This window comes from Rhodococcus jostii RHA1, from assembly GCF_000014565.1.
In the GTDB taxonomy this organism is placed as follows: Bacteria; Actinomycetota; Actinomycetes; order Mycobacteriales; family Mycobacteriaceae; genus Rhodococcus_F; species Rhodococcus_F jostii_A.
The window spans coordinates 3114660-3133878 of record NC_008268.1; the positions used below are offsets into that span (position 1 = coordinate 3114660).

At 67.3% G+C, this 19219-nt stretch carries 20 protein-coding genes; 9 read left to right on the forward strand and 11 right to left on the reverse strand.

The features are described 5' to 3' along the window. The first annotated feature begins 89 nt into the window (after positions 1–89). Together RHA1_RS14340 and RHA1_RS14345 are read left to right on the forward strand one after the other, a co-directional pair. A complete protein-coding gene (locus RHA1_RS14340) occupies positions 90–1451 on the forward strand; it encodes a dicarboxylate/amino acid:cation symporter (protein WP_011595623.1) in 1362 nt (453 codons plus the stop codon). A 152-nt stretch (positions 1452–1603) separates the two neighbouring features. Then, positions 1604–2245 (forward strand): GntR family transcriptional regulator, encoded by a 642-nt coding sequence (locus RHA1_RS14345; protein WP_009475704.1) that lies wholly within the window; start codon positions 1604–1606, stop codon positions 2243–2245. A 7-nt stretch (positions 2246–2252) separates the two neighbouring features. Here RHA1_RS14345 and RHA1_RS14350 read toward each other — a convergent pair whose 3' ends face one another. The 4 genes from RHA1_RS14350 to RHA1_RS14365 all read right to left on the reverse strand — a co-directional run bounded on the left by RHA1_RS14350 (position 2253) and on the right by RHA1_RS14365 (position 7629). Further along, complete coding sequence (locus tag RHA1_RS14350; protein ID WP_011595625.1) at positions 2253–4532, reverse strand: glycoside hydrolase family 3 C-terminal domain-containing protein; 2280 nt, start codon at positions 4530–4532, stop codon at positions 2253–2255. Positions 4533–4639: 107 nt separating this feature from the next. Then, entirely contained in the window at positions 4640–5842 is a 1203-nt protein-coding gene (locus RHA1_RS14355; RefSeq protein ID WP_011595626.1) for a cytochrome P450, read from the reverse strand. Between the two features lie 30 nt (positions 5843–5872). Further along, complete coding sequence (locus RHA1_RS14360) at positions 5873–6844, reverse strand: PDR/VanB family oxidoreductase (protein WP_011595627.1); 972 nt, start codon at positions 6842–6844, stop codon at positions 5873–5875. 101 nt (positions 6845–6945) lie between these two features. After that, positions 6946–7629 carry a TetR/AcrR family transcriptional regulator C-terminal domain-containing protein gene (locus tag RHA1_RS14365; RefSeq protein ID WP_011595628.1) on the reverse strand — a complete coding sequence of 228 codons (684 nt, stop codon included), beginning with the start codon at positions 7627–7629 and terminating at the stop codon, positions 6946–6948. A 102-nt stretch (positions 7630–7731) separates the two neighbouring features. On the opposite strand from RHA1_RS14365, the gene RHA1_RS14370 reads away from it, so the two are divergent. Beyond that, entirely contained in the window at positions 7732–8742 is a 1011-nt protein-coding gene (locus RHA1_RS14370) for an NAD(P)-dependent alcohol dehydrogenase (protein ID WP_011595629.1), read from the forward strand. Positions 8743–9054: 312 nt separating this feature from the next. Here the strand turns inward: RHA1_RS14370 and RHA1_RS14375 are convergent, their stop codons facing one another. The 6 genes from RHA1_RS14375 to RHA1_RS14400 all read right to left on the reverse strand — a co-directional run bounded on the left by RHA1_RS14375 (position 9055) and on the right by RHA1_RS14400 (position 14293). Continuing rightward, positions 9055–9807, reverse strand: a complete 753-nt coding sequence (locus RHA1_RS14375; protein WP_011595631.1) for an IclR family transcriptional regulator — start codon at positions 9805–9807, stop codon at positions 9055–9057. 27 nt (positions 9808–9834) lie between these two features. After that, on the reverse strand, positions 9835–11472 hold the full coding sequence (locus RHA1_RS14380) for an ABC transporter permease (RefSeq protein ID WP_011595632.1): 1638 nt from the start codon (positions 11470–11472) through the stop codon (positions 9835–9837). Beyond that, a complete protein-coding gene (locus RHA1_RS14385; RefSeq protein WP_009475713.1) occupies positions 11469–12398 on the reverse strand; it encodes an ABC transporter ATP-binding protein in 930 nt (309 codons plus the stop codon). The genes RHA1_RS14380 and RHA1_RS14385 overlap by 4 nt, the downstream gene beginning before the upstream one ends. A gap of 8 nt (positions 12399–12406) precedes the next feature. Next, complete coding sequence (locus RHA1_RS14390; protein WP_009475714.1) at positions 12407–13111, reverse strand: TetR/AcrR family transcriptional regulator; 705 nt, start codon at positions 13109–13111, stop codon at positions 12407–12409. Between the two features lie 48 nt (positions 13112–13159). After that, a complete protein-coding gene (locus RHA1_RS14395; protein WP_011595633.1) occupies positions 13160–13540 on the reverse strand; it encodes a hypothetical protein in 381 nt (126 codons plus the stop codon). A 138-nt stretch (positions 13541–13678) separates the two neighbouring features. After that, the gene (locus RHA1_RS14400) at positions 13679–14293 is read right to left on the reverse strand and encodes a hypothetical protein (protein WP_011595634.1); all 615 of its coding nucleotides are present in this window, start codon (positions 14291–14293) and stop codon (positions 13679–13681) included. Between the two features lie 772 nt (positions 14294–15065). On the opposite strand from RHA1_RS14400, the gene RHA1_RS14405 reads away from it, so the two are divergent. Further along, positions 15066–15608 (forward strand): hypothetical protein, encoded by a 543-nt coding sequence (locus RHA1_RS14405; RefSeq protein ID WP_011595636.1) that lies wholly within the window; start codon positions 15066–15068, stop codon positions 15606–15608. Between the two features lie 17 nt (positions 15609–15625). Here RHA1_RS14405 and RHA1_RS14410 read toward each other — a convergent pair whose 3' ends face one another. Next, the gene (locus RHA1_RS14410) at positions 15626–16102 is read right to left on the reverse strand and encodes an SRPBCC family protein (protein ID WP_011595637.1); all 477 of its coding nucleotides are present in this window, start codon (positions 16100–16102) and stop codon (positions 15626–15628) included. A 41-nt stretch (positions 16103–16143) separates the two neighbouring features. Here RHA1_RS14410 and RHA1_RS14415 point away from each other — a divergent pair, with 41 nt between their 5' ends. The 5 genes from RHA1_RS14415 to RHA1_RS14430 all read left to right on the forward strand — a co-directional run bounded on the left by RHA1_RS14415 (position 16144) and on the right by RHA1_RS14430 (position 19204). Beyond that, positions 16144–16605 carry a hypothetical protein gene (locus tag RHA1_RS14415; RefSeq protein WP_237724053.1) on the forward strand — a complete coding sequence of 154 codons (462 nt, stop codon included), beginning with the start codon at positions 16144–16146 and terminating at the stop codon, positions 16603–16605. 101 nt (positions 16606–16706) lie between these two features. After that, the gene (locus tag RHA1_RS14420) at positions 16707–16949 is read left to right on the forward strand and encodes a glutaminase (RefSeq protein ID WP_050787302.1); all 243 of its coding nucleotides are present in this window, start codon (positions 16707–16709) and stop codon (positions 16947–16949) included. Beyond that, positions 16946–17101: a hypothetical protein gene (locus tag RHA1_RS50465; protein WP_011595640.1), complete on the forward strand. Its 156-nt coding sequence runs from the start codon at positions 16946–16948 to the stop codon at positions 17099–17101. Before RHA1_RS14420 ends, RHA1_RS50465 begins: the two co-directional genes overlap by 4 nt. A 95-nt stretch (positions 17102–17196) precedes the next feature. After that, positions 17197–17568, forward strand: coding sequence for a hypothetical protein (locus tag RHA1_RS14425; protein ID WP_011595641.1), 372 nt, complete (start codon positions 17197–17199; stop codon positions 17566–17568). Between the two features lie 232 nt (positions 17569–17800). Next, positions 17801–19204: a WS/DGAT/MGAT family O-acyltransferase gene (locus RHA1_RS14430; RefSeq protein ID WP_011595642.1), complete on the forward strand. Its 1404-nt coding sequence runs from the start codon at positions 17801–17803 to the stop codon at positions 19202–19204. Positions 19205–19219 lie beyond the last annotated feature (15 nt).

The following is a 19219-nucleotide window of genomic DNA, read 5'->3' on the forward strand; positions in this document are numbered from 1 at the left end:
ACCCAATTCGCCGTTCTACTTGACAGGGACTATGACGTCGATCACTGTTGTCGAACAGTACACCACATCCAATATATTGGAGCTGTTGAATGACGACAACCCGAGCCATCCCCGCTGACTCCGCGACAGCACCCGAGGACGCCGACGCGTCTCGCACACCACGCAGGTGGTGGAAGTTCTGGAAGCTGCCGATCGGCGTGCAGTCACTGATCGCCGTCGGCGTCGGCGCACTCATCGGCACGTTCGCCCCCGCCGTCGGCGAGCAACTCAAACTGGCCGGCGACGTGTTCCTCAACCTGGTTCAGATGATCGTCGTCCCCTTGGTCTTCCCGCTCATCGTGCTCGGCATCGCGCGCATGGATTCGGCGAAGAAGGTCGGGCGCATGGCCGCCAAGGCGATCCTGTATTTCGAGGTCGTCACCACGATCATCCTGCTGATGGCCGTCGCGCTGGCGAAGCTGCTCGACATCGGTTCCGGCGCCCCCGTCGCCGGCGCCGACGGTGCGTCCGTCGAGACCCTCGAGCAGGGCATCGACTTCCACGAACTACTCCTGCACGCTGTTCCCAAGAACGTCTTCGCCGCCTTCGCGGAGGGGAACCTGCTGGCAGTGATCGTGTTCGCCGGGTTCGTCGGCGTCGCACTCGCCGCGATCGGTGAGCAGTCGAAGCCGATGACGGCCGTGCTCGACTCACTCGCCAGCGCGATGTTCAAGGTGGTCGGGTACGTCATTCGCCTCGCGCCTCTCGGGGTCCTGGGCTTCATCAGCTACGACGTCGCGCACTACGGGTTCGGGAACCTGTCGAGCCTGCTCGGCTTCCTCGCCGTCGTCTACGTCGGTATGGCGATCATCCTCGGCGTCATCTTTCCGATCATCGCCGCGATCTTCCGCGTCGAGTACATCACCATGCTCAAGGCCATCGGAAATCTGGTCGGCCTCGCGTTCGTCACCCGCAGCTCCGAGGCAGTGCTCGCGCCACTGCTGCTCAAGCTCGAGGGGCTCGGCGTCAGCCGCTCGACGACCTCGTTCGTCGTCCCGCTCGGCTACTCGTTCAACACCGACGGCTCCGTTCTCTACCAGGCTGTCGCCCTGGTCTTTCTCGCCAACGCCTACGGCATCGACACCTCGATCCCCACCCTGCTGCTGATGGTCGGCGTCCTGGTCATCTTGTCCAAGGGCATGGCCGGCGTTGCCTCCGCCTCGATCGTGGTGCTCATCGCCGCAGGTAACACCATCGGCCTGCCGGCCGAAGCCGTCGCGCTCCTGCTGGGGGTGGACTTCATCGCCGACATGGCCCGCACCGCGGTCAACGTCGTCGGAAACTCCCTCGCCGCGTCGGTGATCGACAAGTCCGAGGAGAAAGCCGAGGCCAAGGCCGGTCGGTCCGCCGAAACGCCTGGCGACGACCTCGGCGACAAGGTCCTCGCCGGGCGACACAACGCGGATGGGTAGCGGGGGGCCCGGACGATGGACAGTCGACGAAGGCATTCTCGGTATCCTCGCGACAAGGCACCAGGCACTCACCCACGCGGCCCCTGGGAACGTGCGGCGTGCAGAGTACAGTATCCAGTATGTTGCGTGATAATCCGGTGGAGCGCCCCCGCATGAGCGACGTCGCGTTCGAGCGGATCTGCGACGCGATCGTCACCGGTGAGCTCGCGCCCGGATCCAAGGTCAAGGACAGCGAGCTGGCCGAACATCTGGGGCTGAGCCGCACCCCGGTGCGCGAGGCTCTGACACGGCTGATCGACACCGGACTCGTCGAGGCGAAACCCGCCGCCTTCACCCGGATCACACCGCTGAACCGGGCCGATGTCGAGGCAACGCTGGCGGTGATGGAGGTCCTGGATCAACTGGCCGTCAAAACGGGGGTGCCCAACCTCACCGACGACATGATCGACGTGATGCGCACCGCGAACGACGACCTCGCGCAGGCGATCAAGACCGACAACATCGGTGCCGCACTCGCCGCGGACGACACCTTCCACGGCGTCATCGTCGACGCCGCAGGCAACCCACTGCTCAAACGGCTCATGCACCAGGTGCACCCGCAGATCCACCGGATCTACTACCGCAAGTTCTCCAGTCTCCGCGGCTGGCAGGACGCCATCGAACACCACGACAACCTGATCACCCTGTGCGCGGCCCGGGACGAAGCAGCGGCCGCCGAAATATCGTCGCAACACCGACGGTTCCTCGGCGGCCTGATCGGCGAACTCTTCGACATCGACGAGTCCTCCTCGTAACCAGCCGCTACGAACGGCCGCCGCGGGCATGATCGGTCATCACCCGCGGCGGCCGTTCGGCGCGCCGGACCAAGGCATCCAACTGCTCGGTGCCGATCGGGCTGCCGGGGAATGCCGCGACGCGGTTCAGCGGCATCGACGCGGCCATGCGCAGCAGTGACGGGTCGTCGAACACGCCCGACCCGGCGGTCTGCGCCAGCGCCGCCCCGAGAATCTCACTCCCCACCGGATGCGCCAGCCATTCACCGATCGTGGACTCCGCCGTGAGCACCGGAAGGGGTGCGTCACCCTCGACCGTCACGACCACCTCCCCGCGCAGGTCCCGCGACGAGGCGCCGACCCACACCCGATAGTCGCCGCCTTCGACGACCCACCGCGACAGCGCCGCATCGAAGTACGCCAGGTCCTCGAACGGAATCGGGATCCGGACGCATTCGCTCGCACCGGCCGCGATGTCGACGTTCGCGAAACCTTTCAGCTCGCGAACCGGCCTGGCCACTGCCGAACCGGGGACACCGACGTACACCTGGACCACCTCACGTCCGTCCCGGGGCCCGGTGTTCGTGACCGTCAGCGCAACCTCGACTCCGGCGGCGGTCCGTGTCGCGGTGGGGGCGGAATAGTCGAAGCTCGTGTACGAAAGGCCATGCCCGAAAGGGAAACTCACCGCCACGTCTCGACTGTCGTAATACCGGTAGCCGACGAACAGGCCTTCCCCGTACCGCACGTGGCCCGCCTCGCCCGGGAAGTCGAGGTACGCCGGGGTGTCCTCGAGTCGAACGGGAATCGTCTCGGCCAGCCGGCCCGACGGGTTGACCACCCCGGAGAGCACGTCGGCGACGGCTCCCCCACCGGCCTGACCGAGGAGCCAGCCCTCCACGATCGCGGGGACTCGCCCGGCCCGACCCGACAGTCGCACGACGCTGCCGTTGGACAACACGACGACGACGCGCGGGTTGGCCGCGAGCACCGCGTCGAGCAGTTCGGTCTGCGCCGCGGGCAGTTCGATGTGTTCCCGGTCGAATCCCTCCGACTCGTCCTCCGCGGGGAGCCCGAGGAACACGACGGCGACATCGGCGGAGGCGGCCAGCGACACCGCCTCGTCGACCAGTAGACCTGTCGCGCTGCCGGATTCATCGAGTGAGTATCCGGGCGCGAACGTGATCTCGGGGCCGACGGCGATCGTCCGAATCTCGTCGAGAGCGTTGTCGAGGCGGGTCGGGACGACCTGCGAACTGCCCGCACCCTGATAGCGCGGAGTGCGTGCGAACTCGCCGATCACCGCGATCCTCGTGTTCGCTGCGGGATCGAGCGGAAGGATTCCGTCGTTCTTCAGCAGCACGACACTGCGGCCGGCGACGTCACGGGCGAGGGCGTGGTGGGCGTCGCGGTCGTAGTCGGCGGAGGGATCGAAGTTCGACCGCACCTTCTCGACCAGCGCGAGCACCCTTTCCGCCGCAGTGTCGAGTGCGGACTGCGCGAGGGCACCGGACTCGACCGCGGCGACGATCTGGGCGTCGGTGACCCCGTTCGTCGACGGCATCTCGAGATCGAGCCCGGCGGAGAGCGCGGCAACCCGATTCGACACGGCACCCCAGTCGGAGACGACGAGCCCGTCGAAACCCCATTCGCCGCGGAGGACGTCGGTGAGTAGCCACCGGTTCTCCGACGCGTAGACGCCGTTGATGCGGTTGTACGAGCACATCACCGTCCACGGAGCCGCGTGCTCGACCACGTGCCGGAACCCGCGCAGGTAGATCTCGCACAGGGGCCGCGCGTCGATGTCGGCGCTCACCCGGAGCCGGTCGGTCTCCTGGTTGTTGGCGGCGAAATGCTTCAGCGACGCACCGATCCCCCGTCCCTGCAGTCCGTCGACGAGGGCGGCACCGAGCCGGCCGCTCAGAATCGGGTCTTCGGACAGGTACTCGAAGTTGCGGCCGCAGAGCGGTGAACGCTTGATGTTGATACCCGGCCCCAGCAGGACCCCGACGCCCTCGGCTTTCGCCTCGTCACCGAGGGCCCGACCGACCGTCTCGAGCAGGTCCGGGTCCCAGGTCGAACCCAGCGCGACCGCCGGCGGGAAGCCCGTCGCGGGTACGCTGTCGCCGATGCCGAGGTGGTCGCCGCCGCCGGTCTGCTTCCGCACTCCGTGTGGGCCGTCGGTGATGTAGATCGAGGGGACACCCACCCGGTCGAGCGCCTTTGTCTCCCAGAAGTTCTCACCGCTGGTGAGCGAGGCCTTCTCCTCGGTGGTGAGCGCGGTGGATGCGGACGAACGAGTGTCCATGGTCCCTCTCTCCGTGGCGGCCGGGTCGGGAGCATCGTATCGGTGGGACCGTCGGATTCGTGCGACTTTCCGCCGTGCCAATACATACGTACGTATGGTTTTCGCGCCTAGGGCAGCCGCACCTTGACCGGCACGGATTCCCACGACCGCAGCGTGTTGTTGAGGTGCCGGTGAACCGGCCCGGCAATCTCCAGTGAGTGCACCCGCGAGGCCAGTGCCGTCAGGAGCGCCTCCGATTCGAGCCGGGCGACGTGCTGGCCGACGCACTGGTGAATTCCCATCCCGTACCCCACGTGCCCCGACGGGTTGCGGCCGAGATCGAATACTTCCGGGTTCTCCCACCGGCGGGGATCCCGGTTCGCGGCGCCGAGGAACATCAGGATCTTCTTGCCGTCCGGGATGGTCGCGCCGCCGATCTCGGTGTCGCGGGTGGCGGTGCGGAAGAACGTCTGGACCGGCGACTCCCACCGGACCGCCTCGTCGAACGCCGTCCGGGCCAGCGTGCGGTTCTCGCGCAGCCTCGCCCACTGGTCCGGATGCGTCGCGAACGCGTAGAGCACGGCCGCGAGTCCGTTGACCGTGGTGTCCACCCCCGCCGTCAGCAACGAGCGCACGACGAGCGGCGCCTGCTCGTACGTGATGTCGCCGCGGTCCGCCGCCGCCCAGATCTGCGCACCGAAACCGTCGCCGGTGAGCGCGTCGCGGGCGCACTGCGCGTTGACCCAGCCGGACAGTTCGGCCACCCGCGGCGCCCCTTTCTCCACCAGACCGTTGGCGGGACCGAACGCGTTGAATGCATGGTCCCCGTACGGCAGCAGGTTCTCCCGTCCGGCGTCGGGAATGCCGACGGCATCCGGAAAGACCCGCAGCGGGAACGCGGCGGCGAGGTCGGTGACCGCGTCGAATTCGGTTGTGTTCGCGAGCAACTGGTCGACGAGGGCCTCCGCATCCTGAATCCACGCTGCCCTGAGTTTCTGCAGCGCGCGGGGGCCCAGAATCTTGCTCAGCACCGCCCGCGGAGCGTCGTGATGCGGCGGGTCGGCCTCGAGCAGGATGCTCGGCGGACGCCACGGGGTCTCGTACCGGAAGTTGCTCAGGCCGACCCCGGCAGCGGATTGGAACGACTGCCAGTCGGTCAGCGCGGCATGGACCTGCTCGTAGCGGCCCAGCGCGAAGACGTCGTACCGCCGCAGGTACACGACGGGGCCGGCGTCCCGCAGATTTGCCTGGAACGGCAACGGGTCCTGCAGGACATCGAGGGCGAACGGGTCGGCGTCGCTGACGGGCAACGCGGGAGCGGGGGCGAACATCGTCACGGTGAGTCCCTTCGGGTGGGTGTGTCAGAGGTCGAGCACGAGGCGGTCGGAGCAGGACCGGGAGACGCAGATGAGCATGCAGTCGCCGGCGGACCGCTCCTCGTCGTCGAGGACCGAATCGCGGTGGTCGGGGGCGCCGGCGAGGACGGTGGTTTCGCAGGTCCCGCACGTGCCCTCGCGGCACGAGGACAGAACGTCGACCCCGGCCGCCTGCACGGCGTCGAGGACGCTGGCGCCGGGCGTCACCGTCACCGCGAGGCCGGAGCGCGCGAGTTCGACCTCGAACGGTTCGTCGCGCAGCGGTACGCCGTTGTCCTTCGGCACGAAGCGTTCGGTCCTCAGCGTGCCGACGGGCCAGTCCGTGCAACAGTTTTCGACGGCGGCGAGGAGTGGTCCGGGCCCGCACACGTAGACCTTCGCGTCGGCGGCCTCCGCGGCGAGATGCGCCGACAGGTCGAGGTGGCCCTGCTCGTCGCGAGGCACGACGGACACCCGGTCGCCGTAGGCGGCGAGTTCGTCCCGGAACGCCATGGACGTGCGGGTGCGGCCGCCGTACAGGAGTTGCCAGTCGATTCCCATCAGCTCCGCCTGACGGACCATCGGCAGCAGCGGGGTGATCCCGATACCGCCGGCGATGAACAGGTACCTCGGTGCGGGGACGAGCGGGAAGTTGTTGCGCGGACCGCCGACCCCGACGAGATCACCCTCCGCGAGTACGTCGTGGACGTACGCCGACCCGCCCCGGCCCGCCGGTTCCCGCAGCACCCCGACCCGGTAGCTGTACGCGTCCCACCGGTCGCCGCACAGCGAGTACTGCCGCGTCAGCCCGTTCGGGAGCAACAGGTCGATGTGGGCCCCCGGTGCCCAGTCGGGCAGGCGCCGTCCGTCGGGGTGACGCAAGGTCAGCGCGACAACACTTTCCGCGACAACCTCTTTGGCGACAACCTGTAGCGCCGCGTTCGCTGGCGCACCGGAAGAAACCGGGTTCTGTGGCATCTCGACTCCTCGTTCTGGCGTTTGTTCGAGGATCTTCCGAGCCGGGGGTGAGCCGCCAGATCATTTTCAATAGTTGAAAGTCGAGATGTAACCGGGGTCACTCAACTGGGCAGAGACGGTCCGCCTGCCCGCTCGAGTCCGTCGAGAATCAGGTCGAGTCCGTATTCGTACTCGTCACCGAAGTCGTATCCGGGTGCCATGGCGTGCTGCCTCACGAACTCGGTGAGGTGGGGGTACTCGTCGGCCGGGACGCTGCCGAGGATCGATTCCGCCACGTCGGTGAGCTCGTCGGAGGAGCCGAACGGCAGGCTCGTCTCCTGCATCGCGAAGCCGTAGATGTAGCTGTCCAGGGCCGAGAATGCATGCGCGGCAGACTCGATGGAGAATCCCGCTGCCCGCAGAATGCCCAGCACCGCGTCATGGTGCCGGAGCGTCGCGGGGCCGGGGGTTGTCCGCGATTCCATCAGGACGGTGGCCCAGCGGTGCCGTGCGAGCACGTCCCGTACGGAGATAGCGCGCCGGCGCATCGCGGACTTCCAGTCGCGACCGTTCGGCGGCAGGTCGATCTCGCCGAAGACGACGTCCACCATGCCGTCGAGGAGGTCGTCCTTGTTCTTCACGTGCCGGTACAACGACATCGCCTCCACCCCGAGCGTCTCCGCGATCCGGCGCATCGTGAGTGCCTCGACGCCGCTGTCGTCGGCGAGGGCGACGGCGGCGTTCAGGACGCGCTCCCTGGTCAGGGGGACGCGGGGTTCTGCCTTCGGGTCGGTCTCGGCCGTCATCGCACATTCTCCACCGGCATAGTTTACGTTGTAAGCACTAGTTTACATTGTAAGCGTACGCTCTAAGCAGACGGCCGATCCGCCATCCGAATGGAGTCCGACATGGAGTCACCGACCCACGCCGACAGCCGCATGAAGGCCGTCGCCCAGGACGTCTACGGCCCGCCCGAGGTCCTCGAGCTGCGGGACGTCGAAAGACCGGTTCCCGCCGACGACGAGGTGCTGGTCCGAGTGCACGCGGCGGGTGTCGATCGCGGTGTGGCACACCTCGTGACCGGTCTCCCATATCCGTTGCGCCTCGCGGGCTACGGCCTCCGCCGGCCCAAGGCCGCTGTTCCTGGGATGGATCTGGCCGGACGCGTCGAAGCGATCGGTCGCGACGTCACGGGATTCCGCCCCGGCGACGACGTGTTCGGCATCGGCGCCGGAACCTTCGCGGAGTACGCGTGCGCACCGGCGGCAAAGCTCGCGCACAAGCCCGCCGATCTGACGTTCGTGCAAGCCGCGGCGATCGCGATCTCCGGGCTGACGGCGCTGCAGGGTGTGCGCGACCACGGCAGGGTCACGGCGGGGCAGGCGGTGCTCATCATCGGCGCGTCCGGCGGCGTCGGCACGTTCGCCGTGCAGGTGGCCAAGGCGTACGGGGCGGAGGTCACGGGCGTGTGCAGCACCGCGAAAGTCGACCTGGTCCGGTCGATCGGAGCCGACCACGTCGTCGACTACACACGCGAAGACTTCACCCGACTCGGGCGGCGCTACGACGTCGTCCTCGACATCGGCGGCAACTCGTCCCTTTCCCGCCTGCGTCGTGTCCTCACCCCGCGCGGCCGACTCGTCATCGTCGGCGGCGAAACCGACGGACGGTGGCTGGGCGGCACCGATCGCCAGCTGCGCGCACTCGCGCTGTCCCCCTTCGTGAGTCAGACACTGTGCGTGTTCGTCTCGAAGGAGGACGGTAACGACCTGCTCGTGCTCCGCGACCTCGTCGAGTCCGGCGACGTCACACCCGTCATCGACCGGACGTACTCGTTGAGCGAGGCCGCCACCGCACTCCGGCGGCTCGTCGACGGTCAGGTTCGCGGGAAGCTCGTGGTCACCGTGTCCGCCGGCTGAGTTAGGCGGTGTGCGCCCTTCGGCTGATGTCTTTGTCGACGGCGGTGGCGATGTCGTGGACGAGCCGCGAGTGCCAGAGTTTATGTGCCTCGAGGTCCGCGGTGAGCGCGTGGCAGTCCGGGCATTCCCGGGGGCTGGGTTGCGAGGTGCTTTCCATGATGCTGCGCTTTCTGGGAGAAGTGGTTCCGTTTCCACCGTGGCACGGGCGGGGCGGATAGTCCACCGCGCACAGTGTCACAGACATTGGTCAGCCGCCCGCGCAATTGCGTCGGATTCCGGCAAATCCGTGGGAATCTGCCACCTGGGCTTGCCTCACGTCGACGCCGCCGCCATCACGCGGGTGATGCCCTTCGCGGCCGCCTGCAGCGCGGGGATCTGCGCGTACGCCTTCTCGTCGTTCGGCACGATGACCGACAGCGCGGCGACCACCTTGCCGTGGCCGTCCCGCACCGGGACCGCGACGCCCGTGGTGTCCGGGTAGAGGTGTCCGGCGCAGAGGATGTAGCCGTGCCGGCGGACGTCGGCGAGCACTCCTCGCAGCTGTCGTGCGGTGCGAATCGTGTTGTCGGTGTAGACCTTCAACGGCTCGCTCAGTATGCGCTCCTGCAGCTCCGCCGGTCCGTGCGCGAGCAGGACCAGCCCGGACGAGGACACGTGGAGCGGCATCCGACCCGCGATGCGCGTGTAGTTGACCACGGCGCCCGGTGCCGTGAGCCGCTCGATGAACAACACCTCGTCGCCCTCGAGGACACCGAGCTGAGTGTGCTGCCCGACGACGGCGTGCAGGTCCTCCATGAACGGCATCGCCGCTTCCCTGAGCCCGAGGGTCGGGGACGCCCGCGACACGACCTCCCACAGGCGGACCCCGATCCGCACCTTCCGGTCCTCACGCTCGAGCCAGCCGCACCCCACCAGTTCGTCGATCAACCGCGACGTCGTGGAGATGTGGAGACCGGACCGTCGCGCGATCTCGGACACCGTGAGCAGCGAATCGTCCGAACGGAACGATTCGACTATCCGCACCGTCCGGGCCAGGACGGACTCGCCGGTGTGCACACGTGCCATGCCTTCAGTGTGCACACCGACCGGCGCTCAGCGCAGGTCGCGCCGCCGGAACGCCGCCACGCCCACCACGATCAGCACCACCGTGATCAGGAGCAGCCACACGATCGGCGTCGCCTCGAACTGCCCACCCGGCAGCTTCGGGGCGTGGCTGAACGGCTCCAGATTCAGCACCGCCTGCGGGAACTGCGCGATCGACCCGACCATGAAGATCAAGAGGAACGCGACGAGCACACCCCAGGCCACCGGCGTGAACCGCGGGACCACACCGAACAGGAGGACCGTCACGCCGGCGAGCATCCAGATCGCGGGAAGTTGCACGAGCGCCGCCCCGATCACGTCGGGCAGGGCTCCCCCCACGTCGTCGATGGATGCACCGTACGTGAGTCCGGCGGCCACTCCGGCCACGATCATCGCGACCGCAGGTCCGAGCATGGCGAACAGGATGTGGCTCGATGCCCACCGGACGCGGCCGACGGAACCGGCCGTAACGGGTTCGAGACGCTGGGCGTTCTCCTCGGAATACAGCCGCAACGACGCGGAGATCGCGTAGGCCGCGGCGGCGACCGCGAGCATGGTGAACGCGTAACCGATGAACGATTCCTCCAGCGACTGCGAGCCGCCCATCCGGGTGATGATGTCCCGGATCGTCTGGCTGTCGCCGACCTGGCCACCGATCCCCTTCGCGGCGCTGCCGATGAGCAGGCCGTACAGACCGAGCCCGGCCGTCCAGGCCGCGAGTGTGCCGCGGTGCATCCGCCACGCCAGTCCCAGCGTGCCGGCGAGCGCCGGCGACGCGTCCGTGGGGCCGGGGCGTTCGGCGATCAGACCGGCGCCGACATCGCGTCGGCGCAGGAGAGCGTATGCCGCCCAGGTGAGTACGAGTGCCGTGACGAGGCTGGGGACGACCACCCACCAGCGTTCGTCGGCATACGGACGGATCTGCAGGCCCCAGCCGAGCGGTGAGAACCACGACAGGGTGCCGGACCCGGCATCACCGACCGCGCGCAACGCGAACGCGATCCCGAGCACCGTCAACGCGACGCCGCGCGCGACACGGGCGCCGGTACTCACCTGCGCCGCAACGGCGGCGACCGCCGTGAACACCAGACCGGAGCAGGCCAGCGACGTCCCGAACGCGACCGAACCGCCCACCGGAAGGTCCCGGGCGAGCAACGCTGCCGCACACAGGATCCCGGTGACGACGGAGGCGCCGCCGGCGAGGAGCAGCGCCGCGGTCAGGCCCGAGTACCGTCCGACGGAGGTCGAGTCGAGAAGCTCCGCCCGGCCGGTCTCCTCCTCCGCGCGGGTGTGCCGGATGACCGTCAGAATCACCACCAGCCCGATCAGCGTGTAGTAGATACCGGCCTTCCAGACACCCACCGAGCCGAGGCTGGAGTTGAAGATCGGCCCGTACATGGCGATCTGCGCGGGGCTGGCCGCCGTGGTGGCCGCGAACTCCGCCAACTGGGCGTCGGAGGTGTAGATGTCGGCGATGCTCGCGACGTACAGCGCGGGCGCGAACGCGAAGATCAGGATCCACAGCGGCAGCGCGATCCGATCCCGGCGCAGGAACAACCGCAGAAAGTGCAGTGTCCCCGTAAAATCCGAGGAAGACACCGGCGCCGGCTCCACGGGCCGGTACCGGGACACCGTTGCGGTACTCATGCCCGCACCTTCTCCACCGCGTCGGACGACGTGGTCGTGCCGTCGTCGATCTCGTAGTGCCGCAGGAAGAGTTCTTCGAGGGTCGGCGGCTGACTGACGAGGCTGCGTACCCCGGTGTCGCCGAGCACCCGGATGAGCTCGCCGAGATGTTCGCTGTCGACCTGGCAGTGCAGCGTAGCCCCGTCGAACTCGATGTCCGCCACGCCGTCGATGCGGCTCAGATCGCCGGGGTCACCGAGAAGTTCGGCGGTGATCGACGTACGGCTGAGATGCCGCATCGACGCCAGGGTTCCGGATTCGACCGTCCGTCCGGCCCGGATGATGGTGACCCGCTCGCACAGCGCCTCCACCTCCGACAGGATGTGACTGGACAGCAGCACCGTCACACCGCGGTCGCGGGCCTCGGCGACGCACTCACGGAAAACCTGTTCCATCAATGGATCCAGGCCCGACGTCGGTTCGTCGAGCAGCAGCAGGCGAGCGTCGGACGAGAACGCCGACACCAATGCCACCTTCTGACGGTTGCCCTTCGAATACGCCCGACCCTTCTTCCGCGGGTCGAGGTCGAAACGCTCGATCAGATCCTGCTTGCGGGTCTCGTCCAGTCCGCCGCGCATCCGGGCGAGGAGGTCGATGGTCTCGCCGCCGGACAACGACGGCCACAGGGTCACGTCGCCGGGGACGTACGCCATGTCGAGGTGCAGGGCGACGGCGTCGCGCCACGGGTCGCGGCCGAACACGGTGGCCTCACCGCTGTCGGAGTGCAGGCTGCCGAGGAGGACGCGGATGGTGGTGGATTTGCCGGCGCCGTTCGGCCCGAGGAACCCGTGCACCTCCCCTTCGCCGACCTCGAGGTCGAGTCCGTCCAACGCCCGGGTTCGTCCGAACGTCTTCACCAGGTTGCGCACTTCGATGATCGCACTCATAGCTGCTCCTAGTTCGGGGAGTCGGTATGTTCTGCGGGTGCAGCGCCCGCCTGCGCGGCACCGTCTTCGGTGGCCAGATACGCCTCGAGGGTCGACGAATCCGGCAACAGGCCCTCGGTGTACATCTCGAGGGCGGGCAGCGTGACGTCGGTGGCGAGGTCGCGGATGGCCGTGGCGTAATCGAGCGGAGTTTCCTTGTCGGCACGCATCTGCAGGTAGAGCAGCATGGCACCCACGTTGTAGAGGGTGAGGTAGCGCGCCCGCGCCTTCGGGTTGCGGCTGGGCCGGACAGTTCCGGCCGCCACGCCCATCGCGAGATACTGCTCGGTGTCTTCGACCATGTGCTCGAAGAGGGATTCGCCGAGTCCTCCACCTGCCTGGAAACTGCGCACGATGTACGCGACGAGCGGGGCGTACTGTTCGATCTCGGCGAGGGCGTGCATGGCGCCCGCCGGTCCGGGCGTCGAAATCGCCTCCGCCTTCTGCTCCCGAATGATCCGCAGGACATGCTCGTCGCATTCGGCGCGCAGGCCGTCCTTCGAGCCGAAATGGTGGATCACCAGACCGGGTGACACCCCGGCGGCGGTGGCGATCGCCCGCACTCCGGTACTGAAACCGTGATTGCCGAACACCGTGATGGCCGCGTCGCGCACTCGGGCACGCGTGGTCAGATCGGGTTGCGGGACCTCGGAACCGGCACTGGTTGAACGCATGTTTAATACGCTAAACGCGCGTTCAATCGGGCGCAAGGGGTGAGGGCGTCAAGATTTCGTCAAGGCGCGGAGTCCCGGCTCTGCCGCGTGCCCGGTGAACACGACGCTCGGGCGGGGATACCGATTGCGGGCGCACGCCTCGTCCAGGGCCTCGTCGACGACCTCCCGCAGATCGACACCGTCTGCGCCATGGAGGACCAGTTCCGTCAGGATCACCCCATAGTCGCGCCGGACCTGTTCCATCAGCCCGATCGCCTCGTCGACCGCCCCGGGGCCGAGTGTGCAGCGGAAACCGATCAGCCGCAGTTGTGGCTGTTCCATCACCTCACGCAGCGCGTCCTCGATGCCCGGGCCGAGCGCCGAGAGGTCGAGCACGATGTTCTGCCGCGGCTGCTCGTGCACGAACGGGTGGGGAAGATGAAGCGTCATCGGAACCTCCTCGGGGATTCAGTTCCAGATCTACCCCCGCCACGCGAGGACGCGGCCCTTCTTGACGGCACCATGACTCCGATGGCCGCAATCCTGACGCGGTGTTGGCGCCGCGAGGGTGGTGTCGCGCGTTCTTCCCTATGCCGTTGCCTTCTCGACCGCGTCGCGTGTGAGACCGGCCAGTTTCTCGACGTTCTCGGTGGTCGCCGGATAGCCGGCCGAGGTCACCCCGATCACGTACTCGCCGGCGAGCGCGCCGTACCCGATATGCGTGTCCTCTCCCTGGGTCACGGAGCCGGCGAATGCCTTGTCGCCGACGTCGGCCGGCGCCGGTAGCGCCACGAACCCCGGGACGACTTCGCTGTTGTCGATCGCTTGCTCGAATGCGGTCGCGGCTGCGTCGACGCTGGGATATCGATCGACGGAGACGGTCACCCTTCTACCGCCCCCTTCGTAGATCACCATTCGCGTCGCGTCGGGAGTACCGGAAGCAGTGGAGTTCTCACTCGTCGCCGTCTGTTGTTCTATCTCCGGGAAGTACGTCTGGACGACGTCCAACCCCACCAGAATCTCCTGAGGCAACAGGATCGCCTCGGATGTCGTCGCGTCCTGCTGCGATTCGGCATCGGACTGCGTGTCCTGCTGCCCACACCCACCCGCGAACAGGACGCCGGCCAGGATGATCGCGAGGATGGCGAGAGGCGCGCCACTGCCGACCCTTCGCACGCGGCACCGCTCCGTTGGATGCACCATGCTCGATACCCCCTGTCGCTCGGGACAATGCCTCGTCGTGTGGCCAGCTGGTAGTTAACCGACCGGAACTCGCACGGCACCAATTCTCGCCGATCCGGAGGCCGTGGACACTCACTTCGCTACGTTCCGCCGTTCCGCCTCACCGGGGTCGATGTCACAACGCGTTGTAGATCCAGACACCGCGGTAGTCCCACTCGGTCGACCGGGACTGTCAGTCACGCGTTCGGGTGCGTCTGCGGGATGGGTTGGGGTCACGGAGAGAAGCTGTAGTTTTCGTGGCTTTCGCTGCCGGGGATGGCGGTGTAGACGAGAAGGAGGTGTGACTGGTCTGGGTCGAGAAGTGTCTGGCAGGTCACCCGTCCCAGCCTCGGATCGACAGGCCCTGACAACCGTCGACCGAGGTGAGCACCTCGGATAGGTGCCGAATGCGTTGAGGGAGTTGCTATCCGGCGAGATGGTCGAGCCTCTGCTGCCGCCTACGCGGAGTTCGTCGACCTGCCCTGCACGTTGTATGCCCAGATCGGCATTCTCGTTGCGCCGGTAGCCGCCGTCGATGTTGGGCATCGGCGGATTACAGCCCGCCGCCTACTCCCCCTCCACTGCTGTCGAAACGTAGTCCTCCGTTCCGTTCGGGCAGCGTCAATTGCCGAATGAAGCAGCGTGAGTGGCGGTCCAGTTCGCACGATTTGTAACAGATCCTGTCCCGCTTCCGAAATGGAATGGGGGGCGACGGACGTCTCAATTCTCGTGGTAACGAAGGAATGGAGCGCTCATGAACAAGCAGCTGGGACGACGGGTCTGTGCTGCGGCACTCACCGCTGTCGGACTGGGAACCGCGGTGGCGACCGGAGGAGGCGCTGTTGCGAGTGCTCAGCCAGCACCACCGACATCGACGACCATGACGTGCTCGAGTGCGAATCCCCTCGTCTGGGCACCGCCGTTCACGTGGACCATCAACGCCGCGTCCGGGGAGTCGCTGCGACCGGGTGGGTCTGCGCTGGAGCCGGCAATTCTGCTGAGCGGCGGCAACGAACTGCCGACGCCGCCCGGCGGTCTCATCCCGAGCATCGGCGTCAACTGGTACGGCACGAGGGTGTCGGTCGACTGGCACAACACGACAACCGGTGCGACCGGACACAGCGTCAGCGACGAGGCGGCCTGGCAGCAGAAGCCCGGCATCCCGATCAACCGAACCTGGACGGGAACCGGGACAGTCTCGTTCACCGTGACCGTCCAGACCGGCGCGGGATGGTGGTTCGTCAACTCGCAGAACGCCGTCTGCCAGGGAACGATTTCCGTGGTGCCCGGACGGTGACGTCGGACGCCCCTCGCCTACAGGTCAGGCGAGGGGCCGTTCGCCTCGGCGAGTTCGGCAAGCCTGTCGACAGAGGCCAAAAGCCTGTCCGACGTGGTGGCCCGGGCCCGCTCGAGGCGTTTCTCGTCGGTCAATCGCGACCAGTCGTAGGTATGCGTGACGCGGACGTGCGCCTCGTCGAGTCGGTCGAGTTCCCAGCGCCACAGATGCCCCGGCGGCTGAAGACCCTGCACCGAGGGCAGCCAGGCAATCAGTTGCCCCTCCTCGAACTCCACCACGTGGTTGTCGCGGATGCCGCCGGTGGTGAGCGTCATGGTGAACACGTCGCCGACGGCGCGTACCCGCTGCCCGGCGGCGGCCTCGGCCAGGTTGTCGTTGCCATCCCAACGCGGCTGTTGTGCCGGGTCGGCAATCAGTTCGAAGACCGTCCGCGCCGGGGCCGCGATGATGCGGCCGACGGTCACGACGGTGGGAATCCCATTCTTCTCGGTCATAACTCGATCAAACCATGACGAGCCCGCAGATCTGGAGCACCATGTCTCTTCTTACGCTTGGCAAGTCGATCGCGGTCAGTGGACTGGTGCTGGCCGGATTGTTCGGTGCCGCCGCCCCGGCTGCGGCGGATCAGACTCGAGACCGATGGGTGAACATTCCAGACACCGCGACCGTCGCTCACGGAATTGCCTGTGGCGGCCGAATCGGAGGAGTCACCGTTGCTACGGACAGCCTGCCCGGGCTGGTCTACGTTCGACTGAACGCGACGTTCGTCGGTATCTCGACGACGCCTGGCGTGCTGTGCTCGGTGTCCGCAACGCTGCACTGGCGCAACCTGGAGACCGGCGCTGCAGGATCGTGGTCCGCCGAGGTCAGTGGAGGGGTGATCGACTTCCCGGCGGAGCCGTGGACACACCTCGCGACGGGATCCGGGCGCGTCGAGGTCACGCTCACCACCGATCGTCCGCACATCCCCAGCGACACGAAGATCAACGTGTATTGAGCCGGCTTCCCCTGGTCCGGTCCGCTACTTCGCCCAGCGAAAGATCCGCGGGAAGCGCAGTCGTGGGATAGCATTCGGCTCGACTGACCACAATCACGCCGATGATCGGTCACCAGGGGGTGAACCCGGTGGATCCCACCCTGCTCGGCATCTGCGTGGCCGAGGTCACCGGGCTGGCATTCAATTCGGTCGTGGCGCTCGAACTCCACGACGGCAGCCCGATGAATCCCATGGCCGATGCCGGTGCGGTCGCCACCACCGCACTCATTCCCGCGAGCCGGCTTCCGAACCACCGCAGAGACGAAATCCCCGACCCGTCCATCGAACAGAGGAGCCAATCATGATCGCCATCGGAGTCGTTCTGATTCTCGTGGGGTTCATCGTCAAGATTTCGGCGATGTGGATCGTCGGACTCGTCATCGCAGCGATCGGGCTGGGATTGCTGCTTCTCGGCGTCAGCGGACGAAGCATCGGCGGCCGACGCTACTGGTACTGAATCCGGCTGCGCTGAGAGTCACGGCACGACGGTGCGGGTGACCTGCAGTGGCGTACGGATCGGGGCAATCCACACGACCGAGGAAGGGCACACCCATGCGCAATTTTCGACGTACGGCAGTGGCGGGGATCATGATCGCGGGACTGATGACTGCGGGGGCGGCAACGGCGTCCGCCGCCCCGTTCGGCTCCCTCGGCGACGGACCCGACCTCGTGATCACGCAGGCGAACGCCGAGGGGGTCAACGCGTGCGCCGTGCGTGTCACGAACGAGGGCGACGGGACCGCCCCCGGGGTGACGGTCCACACGCCGCTCACCTACCCGAGCACGAACCTCGGCGCGCTCGCCCCCGGCGAATCGAAGATCGCCGAATACTTCGATTGCGGATTCTCGGAGCGAATCTTCTACTTCGCGACGACCAGCGGCGAGACGAATTGGGCCGACAACTTCCTGTACATCGAACTCTGAGCGCCGCCGACAGCCCCGGAACGAAAGAACTGTCGGCATTCGTCCTGTTGGACATCTGTGCATGTGGCGGAAAGCGTGACTGTGCTGTAGAACATAAACAGCGAGACCGGTTTGTGATATGAACCACATCTAAACGTTACTTTGCGACACCACTACACAGACATGAACAACAGTTCCGGGGGGAGCGGATCCGCGCAGGTGGATCCGGGTTCGGGAACGGTAAGGACACCACATGCTGTTGCCGATGGCACCGACCGATTCACTGTTTCTGCTCGGCGAGTCCCGCGAGCATCCGATGCACGTCGGCGGCCTGGCAGTGTTCACGCCACCCGAGGGGGCGTCCGCGGCCGATGTGCGCGCGATGTTCGATGCCGCGCTGGTCGGTGACCAGGTGGCGGCGCCGTTCCGCAAGCGGGCCCGCCGCTCGGTGACCTCGTTCGGCCAGTGGGGCTGGGACACCCTCCCGCACCACGAGGTCGACCTGGAACACCACGTGCGCCGCGACGCCCTGCCTCAGCCGGGTGGAATGACCGAACTGATGACCCTGGTGTCGAGGCTGCACGGCACCCTGCTCGACCGCAGCCGCCCCCTGTGGGAGATGCACCTGATCGAGGGACTCGCCGACGGCCGCTACGCGATCTACACCAAGATCCACCACGCCCTCGCCGACGGGGCATCCGCGATGAGGCTGCTCCGAGACAGCATGAGCGAGGACCCCCACCGTCGGAACATGCCCACACCGTGGCAACCCCGCAACCCGCTGGCGGCCGTGCCGGACGCGGGCGTCGCGGTTTCGGGCGGGCTCGGCTCCGCACTGCCCGCGATGGCGTGGGACGCCGCCCGCGCGGCGGTCGGCGAGATGGCCGGACTCCTGCCCGCGGCGGTCAACACCGTGGATCGTGCCCTGCACGGCAAGGGTGGTGCGGTGTCGCTGACCGCACCGCACACCCTGTTCAACGTGCCGATCAGCGGAGCCAGGCACGTCGCCGCCCGGTCCTTCCCCCTCGAACGGATCCGCCTGCTGGCCAAGCACGCCGACGCCACCATCAACGACATCGTGCTGACGATGTGCGCGGGCACCCTCCGGGCCTACCTGCACACCCGCGACGCGTTGCCGGACAACCCCCTGATCGCGATGGTCCCCGTCTCCCTCCGCGCGCCGAATACCGGGGCCGGCGGCAATCGGGTGGGAGTGCTCATGTGCAACCTGGCCACCCACCTCCCCGACCCCGCGCACCGCCTCGAGACCGTCCGCAACTGCATGAACGAGGGCAAGGCCGCCCTCCAGGCGATGAGTCCCGCCCAGGTGCTCGCAATGAGCGCCCTCGGCGCCGCCCCGCTCGGAGTCGAGATGTTCCTCGGCCGCCGCGGTCCGCTGCGGCCACCGTTCAACGTCGTCATCTCCAACGTCGCCGGCCCCCGAACCCCGTTGTACTGGAACGGGGCCCGACTCGAATCCCTCTACCCGCTCTCGATCCCCACCACCGGGCAGGCACTCAACATCACGTGCACCAGCAGCGACGACCAGATCGTATTCGGCCTCACCGGCTGCCGCCGCACCGTCCCGGATCTGCACCCCATGCTCGATCAACTCGACGCCGAACTCGATCTCCTCGAGACCGCCGTCGGACTGTGATCTCGGCGGAGCATC

Coding starts and splice junctions, on each gene's coding strand:
- RHA1_RS14340 (WP_011595623.1), top strand. CDS start 90: ATGACGACAACCCGAGCCATCCCCGCTGACTCCGCGACAGCACCCGAG.
- RHA1_RS14345 (WP_009475704.1), top strand. CDS start 1,604: ATGAGCGACGTCGCGTTCGAGCGGATCTGCGACGCGATCGTCACCGGT.
- RHA1_RS14350 (WP_011595625.1), bottom strand. CDS start 4,532: ATGGACACTCGTTCGTCCGCATCCACCGCGCTCACCACCGAGGAGAAG.
- RHA1_RS14355 (WP_011595626.1), bottom strand. CDS start 5,842: ATGTTCGCCCCCGCTCCCGCGTTGCCCGTCAGCGACGCCGACCCGTTC.
- RHA1_RS14360 (WP_011595627.1), bottom strand. CDS start 6,844: ATGCCACAGAACCCGGTTTCTTCCGGTGCGCCAGCGAACGCGGCGCTA.
- RHA1_RS14365 (WP_011595628.1), bottom strand. CDS start 7,629: ATGACGGCCGAGACCGACCCGAAGGCAGAACCCCGCGTCCCCCTGACC.
- RHA1_RS14370 (WP_011595629.1), top strand. CDS start 7,732: ATGGAGTCACCGACCCACGCCGACAGCCGCATGAAGGCCGTCGCCCAG.
- RHA1_RS14375 (WP_011595631.1), bottom strand. CDS start 9,807: ATGGCACGTGTGCACACCGGCGAGTCCGTCCTGGCCCGGACGGTGCGG.
- RHA1_RS14380 (WP_011595632.1), bottom strand. CDS start 11,472: ATGAGTACCGCAACGGTGTCCCGGTACCGGCCCGTGGAGCCGGCGCCG.
- RHA1_RS14385 (WP_009475713.1), bottom strand. CDS start 12,398: ATGAGTGCGATCATCGAAGTGCGCAACCTGGTGAAGACGTTCGGACGA.
- RHA1_RS14390 (WP_009475714.1), bottom strand. CDS start 13,111: ATGCGTTCAACCAGTGCCGGTTCCGAGGTCCCGCAACCCGATCTGACC.
- RHA1_RS14395 (WP_011595633.1), bottom strand. CDS start 13,540: ATGACGCTTCATCTTCCCCACCCGTTCGTGCACGAGCAGCCGCGGCAG.
- RHA1_RS14400 (WP_011595634.1), bottom strand. CDS start 14,293: ATGGTGCATCCAACGGAGCGGTGCCGCGTGCGAAGGGTCGGCAGTGGC.
- RHA1_RS14405 (WP_011595636.1), top strand. CDS start 15,066: ATGAACAAGCAGCTGGGACGACGGGTCTGTGCTGCGGCACTCACCGCT.
- RHA1_RS14410 (WP_011595637.1), bottom strand. CDS start 16,102: ATGACCGAGAAGAATGGGATTCCCACCGTCGTGACCGTCGGCCGCATC.
- RHA1_RS14415 (WP_237724053.1), top strand. CDS start 16,144: ATGTCTCTTCTTACGCTTGGCAAGTCGATCGCGGTCAGTGGACTGGTG.
- RHA1_RS14420 (WP_050787302.1), top strand. CDS start 16,707: ATGATCGGTCACCAGGGGGTGAACCCGGTGGATCCCACCCTGCTCGGC.
- RHA1_RS50465 (WP_011595640.1), top strand. CDS start 16,946: ATGATCGCCATCGGAGTCGTTCTGATTCTCGTGGGGTTCATCGTCAAG.
- RHA1_RS14425 (WP_011595641.1), top strand. CDS start 17,197: ATGCGCAATTTTCGACGTACGGCAGTGGCGGGGATCATGATCGCGGGA.
- RHA1_RS14430 (WP_011595642.1), top strand. CDS start 17,801: ATGCTGTTGCCGATGGCACCGACCGATTCACTGTTTCTGCTCGGCGAG.